This is a genomic window from Bradyrhizobium sp. B025, from assembly GCF_042257955.1.
Classification (GTDB): Bacteria; Pseudomonadota; Alphaproteobacteria; order Rhizobiales; family Xanthobacteraceae; genus Bradyrhizobium; species Bradyrhizobium diazoefficiens.
Genome location: NZ_CP170150.1, coordinates 1,157,758 through 1,174,986 on the forward strand (window position 1 = coordinate 1,157,758; position 17,229 = coordinate 1,174,986).

General features: G+C 57.5%; 14 protein-coding genes and 2 pseudogenes. 13 read left to right on the top strand and 3 right to left on the bottom strand.

Going from position 1 to position 17,229, the window contains the following annotated elements; translation table 11 throughout:
* Positions 1-143: 143 nt before the first annotated feature.
* From ald to ACE10W_RS05555, 3 genes are all read left to right on the top strand, one after another.
* Positions 144-1,256: an alanine dehydrogenase gene (gene ald / locus ACE10W_RS05545; RefSeq protein ID WP_011084547.1), complete on the top strand. Its 1,113-nt coding sequence runs from the start codon at positions 144-146 to the stop codon at positions 1,254-1,256.
* Between the two features lie 538 nt (positions 1,257-1,794).
* Complete coding sequence (locus tag ACE10W_RS05550; RefSeq protein ID WP_011084548.1) at positions 1,795-1,989, top strand: 4Fe-4S binding protein; 195 nt, start codon at positions 1,795-1,797, stop codon at positions 1,987-1,989.
* Positions 1,990-2,132: 143 nt separating this feature from the next.
* Positions 2,133-3,197 carry an IS630-like element ISRj1 family transposase gene (locus ACE10W_RS05555; RefSeq protein WP_039183858.1) on the top strand — a complete coding sequence of 355 codons (1,065 nt, stop codon included), beginning with the start codon at positions 2,133-2,135 and terminating at the stop codon, positions 3,195-3,197.
* Positions 3,198-3,370: 173 nt separating this feature from the next.
* Here the strand turns inward: ACE10W_RS05555 and ACE10W_RS05560 are convergent.
* Positions 3,371-4,500, bottom strand: a protein-coding gene (locus tag ACE10W_RS05560; protein ID WP_375762585.1) for an IS3-like element ISRj2 family transposase whose coding sequence is annotated in 2 segments (ribosomal slippage) — positions 3,371-4,248 and positions 4,248-4,500 — 1,131 coding nt in all. Because the reading frame shifts where the segments join, the coding sequence is not laid out codon by codon here.
* 598 nt (positions 4,501-5,098) lie between these two features.
* Here ACE10W_RS05560 and nifD point away from each other — a divergent pair.
* The 9 genes and pseudogenes from nifD to ACE10W_RS05605 all read left to right on the top strand — a co-directional run bounded on the left by nifD (position 5,099) and on the right by ACE10W_RS05605 (position 14,160).
* Entirely contained in the window at positions 5,099-6,601 is a 1,503-nt protein-coding gene (gene nifD, locus ACE10W_RS05565; RefSeq protein WP_018648292.1) for a nitrogenase molybdenum-iron protein alpha chain, read from the top strand.
* Positions 6,602-6,666: 65 nt separating this feature from the next.
* Positions 6,667-8,223, top strand: a complete 1,557-nt coding sequence (gene nifK / locus ACE10W_RS05570; RefSeq protein WP_011084553.1) for a nitrogenase molybdenum-iron protein subunit beta — start codon at positions 6,667-6,669, stop codon at positions 8,221-8,223.
* A gap of 92 nt (positions 8,224-8,315) precedes the next feature.
* The gene (gene nifE / locus ACE10W_RS05575) at positions 8,316-9,959 is read left to right on the top strand and encodes a nitrogenase iron-molybdenum cofactor biosynthesis protein NifE (protein WP_011084554.1); all 1,644 of its coding nucleotides are present in this window, start codon (positions 8,316-8,318) and stop codon (positions 9,957-9,959) included.
* A gap of 9 nt (positions 9,960-9,968) precedes the next feature.
* Complete coding sequence (nifN, locus tag ACE10W_RS05580) at positions 9,969-11,378, top strand: nitrogenase iron-molybdenum cofactor biosynthesis protein NifN (protein WP_011084555.1); 1,410 nt, start codon at positions 9,969-9,971, stop codon at positions 11,376-11,378.
* A complete protein-coding gene (gene nifX, locus ACE10W_RS05585; protein ID WP_011084556.1) occupies positions 11,375-11,770 on the top strand; it encodes a nitrogen fixation protein NifX in 396 nt (131 codons plus the stop codon). Before nifN ends, nifX begins: the two co-directional genes overlap by 4 nt.
* Before the next feature lie 6 nt (positions 11,771-11,776).
* Positions 11,777-12,239, top strand: a pseudogene (locus ACE10W_RS05590) (NifX-associated nitrogen fixation protein).
* 52 nt (positions 12,240-12,291) lie between these two features.
* Positions 12,292-12,453, top strand: coding sequence for a CCE_0567 family metalloprotein (locus ACE10W_RS05595; RefSeq protein WP_011084558.1), 162 nt, complete (start codon positions 12,292-12,294; stop codon positions 12,451-12,453).
* A gap of 10 nt (positions 12,454-12,463) precedes the next feature.
* Complete coding sequence (gene fdxB, locus ACE10W_RS05600) at positions 12,464-12,757, top strand: ferredoxin III, nif-specific (protein WP_011084559.1); 294 nt, start codon at positions 12,464-12,466, stop codon at positions 12,755-12,757.
* A gap of 893 nt (positions 12,758-13,650) precedes the next feature.
* Positions 13,651-14,160: a hypothetical protein gene (locus ACE10W_RS05605; protein ID WP_304550871.1), complete on the top strand. Its 510-nt coding sequence runs from the start codon at positions 13,651-13,653 to the stop codon at positions 14,158-14,160.
* A 157-nt stretch (positions 14,161-14,317) separates the two neighbouring features.
* Here the strand turns inward: ACE10W_RS05605 and ACE10W_RS05610 are convergent.
* Positions 14,318-15,344, bottom strand: a pseudogene (locus ACE10W_RS05610) (IS3 family transposase); the annotation flags it as partial.
* 845 nt (positions 15,345-16,189) lie between these two features.
* On the opposite strand from ACE10W_RS05610, the gene ACE10W_RS05615 reads away from it, so the two are divergent.
* Entirely contained in the window at positions 16,190-16,573 is a 384-nt protein-coding gene (locus ACE10W_RS05615) for a Rieske (2Fe-2S) protein (protein ID WP_018647465.1), read from the top strand.
* A 21-nt stretch (positions 16,574-16,594) separates the two neighbouring features.
* Here the strand turns inward: ACE10W_RS05615 and ACE10W_RS05620 are convergent, their stop codons facing one another.
* Positions 16,595-17,185, bottom strand: a complete 591-nt coding sequence (locus ACE10W_RS05620) for a hypothetical protein (RefSeq protein WP_014497969.1) — start codon at positions 17,183-17,185, stop codon at positions 16,595-16,597.
* Positions 17,186-17,229: the final 44 nt, after the last annotated feature.

Below are 17,229 nucleotides of genomic sequence, written 5' to 3' on the forward strand. Positions count from 1 at the left end.
ACACGATCTACCCAGCACCCCTGGGTTTGAAATCCTGCGAAGCCTCGCAAATATCGCTGAATTCCTGCGCCATTTTGCCCGGCTGCGTCGCGATATCGCTGCGCGCTTCCGATAAGAAGGCGCGTCAGGCAGGGAGTATTCAAATGAAGGTCGGAGTTCCAAAGGAAATCAAGGCGCACGAATATCGCGTGGGCCTTACCCCAGGAGCTGCCCGTGAATACGTGGCAGCGGGCCACCGCGTGATGATCGAGACCAATGCCGGCGCTGGCATTGGTGCAACCGATGGCGATTATCGCAATGCCGGCGCAACGATCTTAACTTCGGCAGCTGAGGTATTCGCATCGAGCGAGATGATCGTAAAGGTCAAGGAGCCTCAGCCGGCCGAATGGTCCCAGCTGCGTGAGGATCAAATCCTGTTCACCTATTTGCACTTGGCCCCGGACCCGGAACAGGCTGCCGGCCTCTTGAAATCTGGATGCATTGCAATCGCCTATGAGACCGTAACTGATGCTCATGGTGGTCTTCCACTGCTGGCGCCGATGAGCGAGGTCGCGGGCAGGCTTTCGATCGAAGCGGCGGGTAGCGCTCTAAAGCGGAGTACAGGGGGGCGAGGGCTGCTGATCGGTGGGGTGCCCGGGGTTCAGCCTGCCCGAATCGTGGTGATTGGAGGTGGGGTCGTCGGTACGCACGCCGCGCGCATGGCGGCTGGTCTGGGCGCAGAGGTGACCATCATCGATCGTTCGATCATCCGGCTCCGTGAGCTGGACGAGCTATTCGAAGGACGGGTTCGCACTAGGTTTTCGACCATCGAATCCGTGGAGGAAGAGGTATTTGCGGCGGACGTGGTGATTGGTGCGGTGCTCGTCCCAGGGGCAAGCGCTCCGAAGCTGGTCCGCCGGAGCATGCTGAGCTCAATGCGCAAGAGAGCCGTACTCGTGGACGTCGCTATCGATCAGGGCGGCTGCTTTGAGACATCGCGCCCAACCACTCACGCTGATCCAACATACGAAGTAGATGGCATCATTCATTATTGTGTGGCCAATATGCCGGGTGCCGTGCCGCTAACCTCGAGCCAGGCACTGAATAACGCGACCCTGCCGTTTGGTTTGGCTCTGGCCAACAAGGGTTTTTCCGCCGTACTCGAGAATCCACATCTGCGCGCAGGCCTCAACGTCCATCGGGGCCGGCTAACATACAAGGCGGTGGCCGAGAGCCTCGGGCTGCCCTTCTCCCCGATCGAACAGGCTGCGGCCTGATCCCAGAGGCCCTCATGGGCGTTTCCTCCCTGACTAAGGCCACCCTTCGGGGTGGCTCTTTTTTTCGGCTATTAATCAACTGACCTCCGCCAGTATTGATTAGGAGTGCGGAACGAAGCAGAGGATCACCGGACGAACGCCTGCCTCAACCGCCGCCAGGATAGGGAGACGATGTACCTTCCGGTCCCATTGAGTGAAGCCGACAAGATGCGCCGCGGGCGACCTGATACTTGCCCGGACAGCTCCATGATGTCGCGACACATCGATCATAGCCGCGGCAGGCGGCCTTAAGGATCTCGGATCGTTCCCTAATGCTGGAGAAGGTGGTTTACCTGATCGCTGACGGCCGTGACACCGATCATGCGCAAACCACAGGATCGAGATCAGATTGTCATGTTCGTTGTAGGATTTGCGACACCGTATCGGGTCGGCGACCTGCGTTATCGAAATTTCTTCAGATGAATCAAGCTCAAGATGTCTGGCACAAGACTTGATAGCAAGAAACTGTTCCGCACCTTTTGCTTATGGAATAGCACTGATGGCCTACAAGATAATCGCATCCCAATGCACGGTCTGCGGTGCGTGCGAGTTCGAGTGTCCCAATGCCGCGATTAGCCTGAAGAACGACATCTATGTGATCAATCCGTCCCAGTGTACCCAATGTGAGGGGCATTCTGACGCGCCAAAGTGCGCCGTGGTTTGCCCCGTGCCAGATACTTGCGTGCCCGCATAGGAGCGGCAGCCGATGAGAGGGGCTCCTGCACGAAGCATGATGAAGATAATATCCAAAACAGCCGCCTTTGCGACCCGTCTCCCGTTTTCCTCGCTCGCTAGTACCCACTTTTCTTGGAACGTGAGTCGTGATTCAAGGTCGGGATGATACCCGAAGCAAGAGAAGTCCACCTTTCGAGGAAAGATCGCAAGGTGCTTGAGGCGTGCTGTCGCTCACCGGTGACGTTGCAGCGCGATTTGAAGCGGGCGCGGATAGTTCTGTTGGCGGCGGATGGGCGCAGCACCCGGTCGATCGCCAAGGAAGTTGGGGTCCAGCCGCGGATTGTCAGCCTTTGGCGGCATCGCTATGCCGACCATGGCCTTGAAGGGCTGCAAGACAAGCCGCGGCCTGGCAAGCAGCCGATCTATACGAAGACGACCGACAAGCGGATTCTGAAGCTGCTGGATAAGCCGCCACCGCAAGGGTTTGCGCGCTGGACCGGCCCCCTGCTGGCCGAGGCGCTGGGCGATGTCGATGTCCAATATGTCTGGCGGTTCCTGCGCAGCCACAAGATTGACCTGGTGGCTCGCAAGTCCTGGTGCGAGAGCAACGACCCGAACTTTACGGCCAAAGCCGCCGATGTTGTCGGCCTCTATGTCGCGCCGCCGGCGAAGGCCATTGTGCTGTGCGTGGACGAGAAGCCCTCGATCCAGGCTTTGGAGCGAGCGCAGGGTTATCTGAAGTTGCCCAATGGCCGCGCCTTAACCGGCCAAAGCCACGATTACAAGCGGCATGGCACCACAACATTGTTTGCGGCGCTCGAAGTCGCCACCGGAAAGATCATCGCGACCCATTCAAAACGCCGGCGCCGCGTCGAGTTTCTCGATTTCATGAACAGCGTCACCGCGACTTTTCCGAACCGCAAGCTTCACGTCATCCTCGACAACCTCAACACCCATAAAAAGAACGAGGACTGGCTCAAGGCCCACCCCAACGTGCAATTTCATTTCACGCCGACAAGTGCGTCATGGCTCAATCAGGTCGAAGTATGGTTTTCCATCTTGCAGGGGCAGTCGCTCAGCGGCACCTCCTTCACGAGCCTCAAGCAGCTTCAGGAACACATCGATACCTACGTCAACGCATACAACGACAGAGCCGAGCCCTTCGTCTGGACCAAGAAAAAGGTCCGTCAACGCCGTTTCAAAGGCCGCCGTATCACTCAGCTCTGATTCCGGGGACTAGCCCCGTGTTCGAAGAGAGCTGGCCCCGGTTGTTTGGACAGCGCCCCGCTGGATTTAAGTGGATTCCTGCCGGGTTATGCTGAACGCGGGGCTTTACGATTTTGTCGTTGCGTCGGGAGGGCGTAGCCCGACCAGAGCGACGACAAAATCGTCGGCGACGGTCATGCGGCCATCACCATAGCTTGCGTGCCGAAGTAAGCCTCGTCGGGCGTGCGCCCGTCAAGGCTCGAGTGAGGGCGTCCCTGATTGTAGAAGGCCAGATACTTGGCAATTGACGCTCGCGCCTCGGACACGCTGTCGTAGGCGCGGAGATAAACTTCTTCGTATTTGACCGTGCGCCAGAGCCGCTCGACAAACACGTTGTCGCGCCAGGCGCCCTTGCCGTCCATGCTGATGGCGATCTTCGCGTCCAGCAGCACATCGGTGAACTCGAGGCTGGTGAACTGGCTGCCCTGATCCGTGTTGAAAATCGCGGGCCTGCCGTGCTTCGCCAACGCCTCCTGGACCGCTTCGACGCAGAAGGCCGCCTCCATTGTGATCGAGACGCGATGGGCCAGGACCCGTCGGCTGAACACATCGACGACCGCCGCGAGATAGACGAAGCCACGCCGCATCGGAATGTAGGTGATGTCCATTGCCCACGCATGGTCGGGCCGCTCGATCTTCAATCCGCGCAACAGGTACGGGTAGATCTTGTGACCCGGAGCCGGCTTGCTCGTGTTCGGGCGACGATAGACCGCCTCGATCCCCATGCGCTTCATCAGCGTCGCGATGTGGCGGCGACCGGCGTATACGCCCTCCCGCCGCAGCAACGATCGCAGCATACGCGCTCCCGCGAAGGGATAATCGAGATGCAGCTCATCGAGCCGACGCATCAAGGCAAGGTCCTCGGCCGAAACTGGCCGAGGTTCATAGTAGACCGTGCTGCGAGCCAGCTTCAGGACCTTCGCCTGGCGCACGATAGAAAGATCATGACCGCGGTCGATCATCGCTTTGCGCTCAGCAGGCCCGCCTTGGTGAGCGCGCCGGACAAAAAATCGTTTTCCAACGCCAGCTCGCCGATCTTGGCATGTAACGCCTTCAAATCGACCGGCGTCTCGGCCGATGTCTTGTCATGCCCAAACACGCCGGCGGCGCCTTCCAGGAGCTGGTTTTTCCAGATCGTGATCTGGTTCGGATGAACATCAAACAGTTGCGCCAGCTCCGCCAGTGTCTTGCCGCCTTTGACCGCAGCCAAAGCAACCTTCGCCTTGAATGCCGGAGAATGCGTCCGGCGGCTCTTCTTCGTCATCTTCGCTCCTGATTCGCAGCAAGAATCCTCGCCGCTGTCAGGCAGAAAATCCACTCAAGCTACTGTCCGAATTTGCGGGGCCAGCTCTGTGTCCCTCGGCATGTACAACGCACGCGAAGACATCGATGTGATCGTGCGTGCCCCTTATCAAGGCGCGACGATGCTCGTGTGATCTAACGAGCCTAAGAAGTTCACGTGGCGTCGAGGTAGCTCGCCTTGAGATCTAGAGCGCGAGATCGCGCACGTCATTACATCGCAGGTGAGCACCTGTAGGTTTCAATAAGTATGAAGGATTGGAAGCCAGACTTGCGGCCTGCTTCCGCCTTACACCGCAGAGCGTTGCTGTCGCGCATAAACTCAAAAACTCCGCCGTGAATTTCACGCGCGGCCGCCTTGTTCCATTTCGAACACCGCCAAACCAAGAGTCCCTCGCAAAGGCGAGATGTCGGATTCGCAACAACAGCCCGTCACCGTACAAGTCGCGCTAAGAAACTGTTGTTGTTCTAGTTTTAGTGCTCATGAGACCCTGGCATGCCGGTTGCAAAGTCTTGGATCAAGAAGCCGCCCTCCCAACAGCTAACCTTTTAAAGGACACCAGATGAGTCTCGCCACGACCAACAGCGTCGCAGAAATCAGGGCTCGCAACAAAGAGCTGATCGAGGAGGTGCTGAAGGTCTATCCGGAGAAAACCGCGAAAAGGCGTGCCAAGCACCTCAACGTGCACCAAGCAGGTAAGTCGGACTGCGGGGTGAAGTCCAACATCAAATCCATACCCGGCGTGATGACGATAAGAGGGTGCGCCTATGCAGGGTCGAAGGGGGTGGTCTGGGGACCAATCAAGGACATGGTTCATATCAGCCATGGCCCGGTTGGCTGCGGCCAATATTCATGGGGCTCGCGGCGCAACTATTACGTTGGCACCACGGGCATCGATAGCTTCGTGACTCTGCAGTTCACCTCCGACTTCCAGGAAAAGGATATCGTATTTGGCGGCGACAAGAAACTGGACAAAATCCTTGATGAAATCCAAGAGCTGTTTCCACTCAACAACGGCATTACGATACAATCAGAGTGCCCGGTAGGGTTGATCGGTGACGATATCGAGGCGGTGTCAAGGGCGAAATCCAAAGAATATGGAGGCAAGACCATCGTGCCGGTCCGTTGTGAGGGCTTTCGGGGTGTGTCGCAGTCACTAGGCCATCACATTGCAAACGATGCGGTACGCGATTGGATTTTCGGGCATATCGAGGCCGAGGGCAAACCAAAGTTCGAGCCGACACCATACGATGTTGCGATCATCGGAGACTACAATATCGGCGGCGATGCTTGGTCGTCGCGAATTCTGCTTGAAGAGATGGGACTACGGGTAATCGCGCAGTGGTCCGGCGACGGTTCACTGGCCGAGCTCGAAGCAACGCCGAAGGCAAAGCTCAACATTCTGCATTGCTACCGTTCCATGAACTATATCTCACGCCACATGGAAGAGAAGTTCGGCATCCCTTGGTGCGAGTACAACTTCTTCGGACCTTCAAAGATCGCGGACTCACTGCGCAGGATTGCGGGTTATTTTGACGACGAGATCAAGGAAGGCGCCGAGCGAGTGATCGAGAAGTATCAGCCGCTGGTGGACGCCGTGATTGCAAAATATCGCCCGCGCCTCGAGGGCAAGACGGTGATGCTGTACGTCGGCGGCCTTCGTCCGCGTCATGTGATTGGCGCGTACGAGGACCTCGGGATGGACGTCATTGGCACTGGCTACGAGTTCGGTCACAACGACGACTATCAGCGCACAGCTCAGCACTACGTGAAAGACAGCACCCTCATCTATGATGACGTCAATGGCTATGAGTTCGAGCGCTTCGTCGAAAAACTCCAGCCTGATCTTGTCGGCTCAGGCATCAAGGAAAAGTACGTTTTCCAAAAGATGAGTGTGCCGTTCCGGCAGATGCATTCGTGGGACTATTCGGGTCCATATCACGGTTATGACGGCTTTGCGATCTTCGCGCGCGACATGGACATGGCCGTCAACTCGCCAATTTGGAAAAGAACGAAAGCTCCCTGGAAGGAAGCGCCGAGCGCCAAGCTCCAAGCTGCAGAATAACGCAACTCGTCTCGCTCTCCGGGAAAGCCCGGGCGATTCCAATCTGATAGTGAAGGATTTCACCGATGCCGCAGAGTGCCGAACACGTGCTCGATCATGTCGAACTGTTCCGCGGTCCAGAATACCAGCAAATGCTGGCGAAGAAGAAGATATTCGAGAATCCGCGCGATCCTGCCGAGGTCGAACGTATCAAGGAATGGACCAAAACGGCCGAATATCGCGAAAAAAACTTCGCGCGGGAGGCGCTGGCGGTAAATCCGGCGAAGGCGTGTCAGCCGCTTGGCGCCGTATTCGCCTCTGTCGGCTTTGAGCGCACGCTGCCCTTCGTCCACGGCAGCCAAGGCTGTGTGGCCTATTACCGCAGTCATTTGTCGCGGCACTTCAAGGAGCCTAGCTCCTGTGTCTCTTCGTCAATGACGGAAGATGCTGCCGTATTCGGCGGTCTGAACAACATGACCGACGGGCTCGCGAACAGCTACAAGATGTACAAGCCCAAGATGATTGCGGTTTCCACAACCTGCATGGCCGAAGTGATCGGCGATGACCTGAACGCCTTCATCAAGACGTCGAAAGAAAAGGGCTCGGTTCCGGCAGACTTCGACGTGCCGTTCGCCCACACGCCCGCATTCGTTGGCAGTCACGTCACCGGCTACGACAATGCCCTCAAAGGCATTCTGGAGCATTTTTGGGACGGCAAGGCCGGAACAGCGCCGAAGCTGGAGCGCAAACCGAATGGAGCGATCAACATCATTGGCGGGTTCGATGGATATACCGTCGGGAACCTTCGCGAGATTAAGCGCATCTTGGAATTGATGGGCATCCAGCACACAGTTCTCGCCGACAATTCTGAAGTGTTCGACACTCCGACAGACGGCGAATTCCGGATGTATGACGGTGGTACGACGCTGAAGGATGCGGCGAACGCGATTCACGCCAAGGCGACCATCTCCATGCAGCAATGGTGCACGGAAAAAACGCTGTCATTTGCGGCAGAGCATGGCCAGGACGTTCTATCCTTCAACTACCCGGTAGGCTTATCAGCAACGGATGACTTTATCGTCGCGCTGTCACGCATCAGCGGCAAGGAGATTCCGGAGCAACTCGCGCGAGAACGTGGCCGCTTGGTTGATGCCATTGCCGACTCAAGCGCTCATGTTCATGGCAAAAAGTTCGCGATCTATGGCGATCCGGATCTTTGCTATGGATTGGCTGCGTTTCTGCTCGAACTCGGCGCCGAGCCGACCCATGTGCTGTCCACCAATGGCAACAAAGCGTGGCAGGAGAAAATGCAGGCGCTGCTTGCAAGCTCGCCATTTGGACAGGGCTGCCAAGTCTATCCGGGGCGGGATCTCTGGCACATGCGTTCACTCTTGTTCACCGAGCCGGTCGATTTTCTGATTGGCAACACCTATGGGAAGTATCTGGAGCGTGATACCGCAACGCCACTGATCCGCATCGGCTTTCCGATTTTCGACCGGCATCACCATCACCGCTCCCCCATATGGGGCTATCAGGGCGGTCTGAATGTGCTGGTCAAGATCCTGGACAAGATCTTCGACGAGATCGACAACAAGACCAACATTCTTGGCAAAACCGACTACAGCTTCGACATCATTCGTTGATGAGCAACTACACGTGCCATCGTCCAGGACTGGACGATGGCACGAGCACATAACGGTTGAGTTTACAATTTGTTGCCCTGAGAGGAAGCAGGATGAGTTCACTGGCGGCCACGGTCCAGGATATCTTCGACGAGCCGGGCTGCGCCAAGAATGGCAGTAAGTCTGAGGCGGAACGCAGGAACGGCTGTACCAGACAGTTGCAGCCGGGTAGCGCTGCGGGTGGCTGTGCTTTCGACGGCGCGAAGGTTGCGCTGCAGCCGTTCACCGATGTCGCTCACTTGGTACATGGCCCGATCGCGTGCGAAGGTAATTCCTGGGACAATCGCGGCGCGGCGTCGTCCGGCTCGGATTTGTGGCGCACCGCTTTCACAACCGATTTGAGCGAAACCGATATTGTATTCGGAGGCGAGAAGCGGCTGTGCAAAGCGATCAAGGAGATCATCGACAAGTGCGATCCGCCCGCAATCTTCGTCTATCAAACCTGCATCCCGGCGATGATCGGCGATGACATCAATGCAGTCTGCAAGGCAGCGTCGCGAAGATTCTCAAAACCGGTGATCCCGATCAATTCTCCGGGCTTCGCCGGTTCGAAAAACCTCGGTAACAAGCTCGCGGGCGAAGCCTTGCTCGACTACGTGATCGGCACGCGAGAACCGGACTACACCACGCCGTACGACATCAATCTGATCGGAGAATACAACCTTTCAGGAGAGCTCTGGCAGGTGAAGCCAGTGTTAGACGAGCTTGGAGTGCGAATTCTCTGCTGCATTTCGGGCGATGGCAAATACCGCGAAGTCGCTTCATCTCATCGCGCGCGGGCGGCAATGTTGGTGTGCTCAAAATCCATGATCAACGTGGCACGCAAGATGGAGCAACGTTACGGGATCCCATTCTTCGAGGGGTCGTTCTACGGTATTCAGGATTCAAGCGAATCGCTACGCCAGATCGCCCGCTTATTGGTTGAGCGCGGCGCCCCGGCAGATCTGCTCGGGCGCACCGAAGCGGTGATCGCGCGCGAGGAAGCGCGGGCGTGGGCTGCCATCCAGCCGTACAAGCCGCGACTCGAAGGCAAAAGGGCCTTGTTAATGACCGGCGGTGTCAAGTCATGGTCGGTCGTCTCGGCGCTCCAGGAAGCCGGGCTGGAATTAGTCGGAACCAGTGTGAAGAAATCGACCATGGAAGACAAGGAGCGCATCAAGGAGCTCATGGGGCAGGATGCCCACATGATCGACGACATGACTGCGCGCGAAATGTACAAGATGTTGAAGGACGCAGAAGCGGACATCATGCTATCGGGCGGCAAGTCGCAATTTGTCGCGCTGAAGGCGGCGGTGCCATGGGTCGATATCAACCAGGAGCGTTGCCACGCCTATATGGGCTATGCCGGAATAGTCAAGCTGGTGGAGGAGATCGATAATTCGCTCTCAAGCCCGATGTGGGAGCAGCTACGTCGGCCAGCGCCATGGGAGGCTTTGGCCAAAGCGCGGGAGCAGATGCAGTCCATGGCCGCGATCGCCGGCGATCCGGTCCTCGCCGAAACAGCGCGCCGCGCGAGGAATATCTGCGTGTGTAACAGGGTTGATCTGGGCACGATTGAGGACGCAATCTCCGTGCACGGCTTGAGGAGCGTCGCAGCGGTCCGAGAGCATACCAATGCGGCCGGTGGCTGCTGTCAAGGACGCATCGAAGATATGTTGATGTCCGAGCCATCTGATATGCGACAGGCCGCAGAGTAGGGAGTCGCCATGGCCCTGGTCACGGCGCCGACAAAAGCCTGCGTTGTCAACCCGCTGAAGATGAGCCAGCCGATCGGCGGCGCATACGCCTTCATGGGGCTGCGCGGTGCGATGCCGCTTCTGCACGGCTCACAGGGGTGCACATCCTTCGGTCTCACGCTCTTTGTCCGGCACTTCAAAGAAGCAATACCGCTGCAGACCACCGCGATGAGCGAGGTCGCGACCGTACTCGGCGGATATGAAAATTTGGAGCAGGCGATACTTAACATCTCCAAGCGCGCTAAGCCGAAGATCATCGGAATCTGCTCGACCGGTGTCACCGAGACCAACGGCGACGATGTGGAAGCGTACCTCAAACTAATCCGGAGTGCGTATCCGCAACTCACAAAGTTGCCGCTCGTATATGTATCAACGCCTGATTTCAAGGGCGCGTTCCAGGATGGGTGGGAGAAGGCAGTTGCACGCATGGTGGAGGTGCTGGTGGACCGGCCAAGTGCCAATGGCCTGCGGGACCCCTCGAAGGTAAATGTTCTACCGGGGTGTCACCTGACGCCCGGCGACCTTGATGAACTCCGTGCCTTGCTGGAGGATTTCGGATTGTACCCCTCCTTTCTCCCTGACTTGGCGGGATCGCTCGACGGGCATATCCCCGATGAGTTTACGTCAACGACCATCGGCGGCATTGACGTCGACGAGATCGCGAGCATGGGGCGCGCAGGGTGGACCATTGCAATCGGTGCGCAGATGCAGCGCGCGGCTGAGGTCATGCAGACTAAAACCGGGGTGCCTTTTCGTGTGTTCGAGCGACTGTGTGGTCTTCATCCAAACGACGATTTCATGATGTTTTTGAGCGAGATTAGCGGGCGCCCGATACCCTCGAAATATCGACGCCAGCGCAGTCAGCTCGCCGATGCTATGTTGGACGCGCACTTCCATATTGGCGGCCGCAAAGTCGCGATCGGTGCCGAGCCAGACCTTCTGTTCGATTTATCCGGCATGCTGCACGATATGGGCGCGCAGGTGACCGTCGCCGTGACGACCACTCAGTCTGAGGTGATCGAGCGAATCAGGACCAAGGAGGTTCTCATTGGTGACCTCGAAGATCTGGAAGGATTTGCAAAAGAAAAGCATTGCGATCTGCTGATCACGCATTCGCATGGAAGGCAAGCGGCGGGGCGGCTGAAAGTGCCGTTCTATCGCGTAGGTTTTCCGATATTCGATCGGCTTGGCGCGGGCCACCAAGTATCCGTCGGCTATCGTGGTACCCGCAATGTGATCTTCCAAATCGCCAATCTCGTGATCGCGCATCGCGACGAGAATGACCGACCTACACCCGATAGGTGGCGGACCACGCCCGGACTGCCACAACACGTGGGGCATCGCCGCTCCACTGGCGCGCCTGAAAGGTCAATTGCATGAAGGTCGCTTTTGCCACTCAGGATCTGAGACGCGTCGATGCTCATTTTGGCTGGGCAAAGAATATTGCAATCTACGATGTCGCGCCCAGCGGGCATGTCTTTCTTAAAGCTATCGAGTTTGAGGGCGATCTTGAGGAGGACGGCAGTGGTGACAAGTTGGCGCCAAAGATCCAGGCGATCAAGGATTGCGCCATCCTATACGTCGCGGCCATTGGTGGTGCCGCGGCTGCGCGAGTGGTGGCCAGCAAAATTCATCCTATCAAGGTGAGCAAACCGGAAAGCATTCACGTGTTGCTGGAAAAGCTCGAGTCGGTGCTGAAGGGCACGCCACCTCCCTGGCTGCGCAAGGTCCTTGCAAAGGACCAACCGCGATCGTTTGAGTTCGACGAATGAGATGATATGACCGCAAAAATAGCGCAGCAGGGCAGCGTCGTCGACGCACCATTTCTAATCGAGTTAGTCAAGCTTTGGCGCGCCCAGGATACCAATGAAGCCTGGGAAGGGAAGAGCGACCTTGATCTGCTCGAACCCTATCCTGAACAGGGAGAGACGACGCGCATTGCCGATCATCGGTGATCCCGATCCCAATACACTATGGCGGCTTGAGTTGTTCTTCAATGCGGTCGGCCTGTCAGTAGAGAGGGAGACCGGCATTATGGTTCAGCCGATCCTGAAGCTGCATCATGAAGGCTTCGGGCGCATAGTGCTCATCGCAGGGCGGTTGGTCGCCGTAAACAAGCAGCTGCGCGACGTGCATCGCTTGGGATTCGATAATTGCGTCAAGCTGGCTCAAGAGGGGGATAGATATGTCAGCGAGGGAATTGGCCTGATTCGGAAATTTCCAGACGTGGCTAACTATTGAGGATACTCACTCATGGGCGATCAGTGAAATACTGAAGGCCGAACTAAAGAAAGTGTCCGCCAAGGCGATACAGGCCAAGATGGATCTGCACGACCTTTCGGAAGAATTGCCCATCAACTGGACGTCGATTATGGCGGTGGCGCAGAAGGCGTACGATGTCTATGTCGAACTGGAGCGCAAGAGTCGCGAGCTAAAAGAGCTGGAAAATACTTGAAGGGCAATGCATGTCATTTGCAACGCGAGACGGCCGCGACTGGATGCCACAATACCTAGCCTCGATCGATGCCAAGAAGTGCATCGGCTGTGGCCGCTGTTTCAAGGTGTGCGGTCAAGATGTCATGACTTTGAAAGGCATCAACGAGGAGGGCGAACTCGTCAACCTTGACAATGACGCGGACGATGAAGTCGAAAAAAAGATTATGGTTCTGAACGATCAGGGCGCCTGCATCGGCTGCGGTGCGTGCGATAGGGTTTGCCCGGCCAGCTGCCAGACCCACGTCCCAGCCGCAGCTGCATGAGCGAAGGGGATCTATCTCCCGTTCGCCGCAGCGCGTGGAGGGAGGCCCCGCTGGATCAGGTCAATCCGCAACGGAGACTCGTGCCAGCCGGCCCGAATGGCCCGATTTTTTCCCTGAATGGCAAGACGGAACGAGCGGAGATGCGCATGGCCGAATGCTGCTCAGCCCCGAGGCAAGCCATACCGGCTGTCTGGCGCCTGCTTGCAAGTCTCGCTCGTATCGCAGGATCCGCGTTTTTTTCGAAAAGCGACTTGGCCTTGGGCGGGCGATCATATTACCGTCGTGGTCGTCTAGTCGGTTTTCCGAATAGGCACTTCCTTCGGAGCCAGTCGTGCTCATCCTATCCTGTGGCCTTCGGTTGCGGGATCGGCAGGAGCGAAAGTCTGCCGCGGTCCACGGGTTTTACAATTGTCCGGCCGATCATAGCCGCCGATCGCGTTGAAGCGCATGTGATGGTGGCACCTGTGTCTTCGCGATTCTATCCTGGGACCGGATGGTGCTGCTCCGAATTGGATGACAGTGCAATAGCACGTGCGAGTCGCGGACGCCGCGACAAAAGCACCGGGCAGCAATTCTGCGCGCACGCCGCCGATCCTCGATAGACGGCTGCATTGGTCAATGGCAGCGACGACCGAAAGTAAAGGGCGGTGCTGCAGATCTGCGCCGTTGAACGTCACATTTTTGATGATCAAGCGCGGACAATATCGCACGCCATCAGCCTGCGATTGCTGGCCAGCGGGTGCGTGACTCGCTTGCGGATTGCGCAGCCGCAGCCTCCGAGCGCCGGCAGATGCTTAGGTCAGGTTGTGGTCAGTTAGGTTGTATATTATGAACGCGAGCTTGCGCGGCATGAGCTCAATCGCGTGCAATGTTGCCGATAGGAGAGCGATCTGATGTATGGCAGAGTCGTTGGCTCATCCAGCCAATCCACAAGCGCTAATCAAGTTGATGAACCGGGAGATAGCCCCCGCTTTGCGGAAACACTTGCAGGTATGGAGCCAGGCGGGTCGTCATCTGAAACAAGGGCGTACTATCTGAATTCCGGTCCGCCCATTGTTGAGATCGACCAGCGTTCCTTCGATCGAGGGCTGCGGAGATTTTTGGGCCGCGACATCATGAACATCGCCATTAATCCGCAAGAGTACTCAGACTTCGTATCAAAGAAAGCTGAGCGGGCAGCAACGGTTGCTGGCAGCTATAGCGCCACTCACTATGATCCAGCCAGGCCCGTGCGCTTCTTCAGCTATCAATTGGGTGACGAAACAGTTGGCCTGTTGAGAGCAGGAGGTCCGGTTCGGATCAAGGGGGAGACCTTCCGGGAAAAGTTTGGGCGCAACGATCTCACGTCCGTGGTGGACCTTCGGGTCACTCATCCCCTGGTTGAGAACGCGGGCGATATTTAGAGCTGGCCCCGGTTGTTTGGACAGCGCCCCGCTGGATTTAAGTGGATTCCTGCCGGGTTATGCTGAACGCGGGGCTTTACGATTTTGTCGTTGCGTCGGGAGGGCGTAGCCCGACCAGAGCGACGACAAAATCGTCGGCGACGGTCATGCGGCCATTGCGGAGATAAACTTCTTCGTATTTGACCGTGCGCCAGAGCCGCTCGACAAACACGTTGTCGCGCCAGGCGCCCTTGCCGTCCAACGCGCCTAGTCGTCGGGCGCGTCCCCTAGCCACAACGCAATGCTGATGGCGATCTTCGCGTCCAGCAGCACATCGGTGAACTCGAGGCTGGTGAACTGGCTGCCCTGATCCGTGTTGAAAATCTCGGGCCTGCCGTGCTTCGCCAACGCCTCCTGGACCGCTTGGACGCAGAAGGCCGCCTCCATTGTGATCGAGACGCGATGGGCCAGGACCCGTCGGCTGAACACATCGACGACCGCCGCGAGATAGACGAAGCCACGCCGCATCGGAATGTAGGTGATGTCCATTGCCCACGCATGGTCGGGCCGCTCGATCTTCAATCCGCGCAACAGGTACGGGTAGATCTTGTGACCCGGAGCCGGCTTGCTCGTGTTCGGGCGACGATAGACCGCCTCGATCCCCATGCGCTTCATCAGCGTCGCGATGTGGCGGCGACCGGCGTATACCCCCTCCCGCCGCAGCAACGATCGCAGCATACGCGCTCCCGCGAAGGGATAATCGAGATGCAGCTCATCGAGCCGACGCATCAAGGCAAGGTCCTCGGCCGAAACTGGCCGAGGTTCATAGTAGACCGTGCTGCGAGCCAGCTTCAGGACCTTCGCCTGGCGCACGATAGAAAGATCATGACCGCGGTCGATCATCGCTTTGCGCTCAGCAGGCCCGCCTTGGTGAGCGCGCCGGACAAAAAATCGTTTTCCAACGCCAGCTCGCCGATCTTGGCATGTAACGCCTTCAAATCGACCGGCGTCTCGGCCGATGTCTTGTCATGCCCAAACACGCCGGCGGCGCCTTCCAGGAGCTGGTTTTTCCAGATCGTGATCTGGTTCGGATGAACATCAAACAGTTGCGCCAGCTCCGCCAGTGTCTTGTCTCCTTTGACCGCAGCCAAAGCAACCTTCGCCTTGAATGCCGGAGAATGCGTCCGGCGGCTCTTCTTCGTCATCTTCGCTCCTGATTCGCAGCAAGAATCCTCGCCGCTGTCAGGCAGAAAATCCACTCAAGCTACTGTCCGAATTTGCGGGGCCAGCTCTAACGACCAGTGGCAGCGAGTAGGCAAGCCTACGAAGTACCTTAGTAAGGTGGAGGATGATGATGCCGCCGCTGAATCGACGGTCCAGGCGGACTATTCTGACGAAGATGATCCGTCAGTCTATTTGGAGCGCGTCTTCACGGGGCTAAGCATGGAGTAACGCAACGGCGACCCTGAGCCATTTTTCGAAAGCTGAGAGCAGTGATATCGACACTCAGTTTCGAAAGCGAATTGTTGCACGATGAGCCGTCACCTTGCTTGAAGTGCATGTTGCCGAACGCGCATGGAGTAAGGTGGCTGCAATAGCAACACCGAACCTGAAGTGATGGGCGTTTGACCGTTCAAAGCGCGGGCGCAACAGTCTTAGTTCAAAGGGGGCGCGCGCTCGCTGCGCGCGCCCTGCGCCGGCTGGAAGCGAGCACATGGCTCTTCTGCGAAGGCCGCGACGCCGTGAGACATACGCCATCGGAGGGCACCGTGGCCCCGCTATGCGGCGTGGCCATTAACGAGCAGCAGCGACATCCGCCGCGTTTGGCCGTCCGGCAAGCCCGGAGCGCGGAGCAGCAGTTCTGCAGCTAGCACGGAGGGAACGAGAAGGCTCAATGTTCCTTTGTCTGAAATATACGCCGCTGTGCAACGAGATCTGCTGAAATAGCCAAGTTTGCGCGTCGGATGACCAGACACGATTCGTTTCGGCGCTCGTACGGTTATTGCAGGGGCAATTGCACAGCGACAATTAAGTCTTGCAAGAGCAACCTATGCAGCCAACTCTCGTCTATGCGATTTGCAGCTTTAACGACATTCCGAGCCGCCAGGCCATCGGATTTCATCTTATGGTCCTCGAAGATGACGGCAATCACCGGCCGTGGCCCGTCATTGTGGTGCGATGGGGCAAGAAGGTGCTTGGCTATGTCAATAAATGCCCGCACCACAGCGTCAATTTGGACTGGGAGCAGAACGAATTCCTCGATCCAAACGGTATCCGGCTGATGTGCGGCAAGCACGGTTCGACCTTCGAACTCGGCACCGGGCGGTGCGTCGAAGGTCCATGTCAAGGTAGAGCGCTTACGCCGATCGCGTTGGTAGTTGTGGATGGCGACATCTGCGCCGTCGGTGTGCATCTCGCGGAGGACGATGCATGAGCCAACAACTGAAGACCGCCCTCAGACCGGGCGGTTCTCGTTGCGGTTTTTCACAGCCTCCATCCTCTTTAGTCCGTCGTCATACGAGATTTCCTCATAGGATAGATCGAGATCCCTTGTGGCATCGAGGAGGTAATCAAGCTTGCCGGCCGGATCGAGCTTCTTGATGTCGTCCTTGTTCAGCCCGACCAAGTCCATCATCTCCTTCCAAACCGTGGATTCATCGCAGGGTAAGACGTGGAAGTTAATATCGCCGAGCTTAACTCGATACTTCGCCAGCAAATCGATGTTGTTGCAGAAAATGAAATAGCTGCCGATTGGGCTCAAGGCACCGTCGAGGACGGTCGCGACGTCAACAAGATACGCGAAGGAATGTAGGTAGCCGGCCAGCACGGGGATAGTGCGTTCTCCGTTTTGGGCGATCGTCAGAACCTGCTCAATGGAATAGTCTGGCGGTCGTTTCTCGTCCGCGACCTGAGTCTGGAACTTTAGTGCGACGTCGCCGCGAAAGCCGAACCGACCCGGCTTGGTGGTCGCGCCTTTGAATACGGCGTTGAGAAGGCGGCTCTCCTTCTCAAGTCTGCCGAGTGCAGTGTTCTCGATAGCGGTCATTAAATCTGTCCTTGATCTATGCTCTTCACCGACGCGTTGTCGGA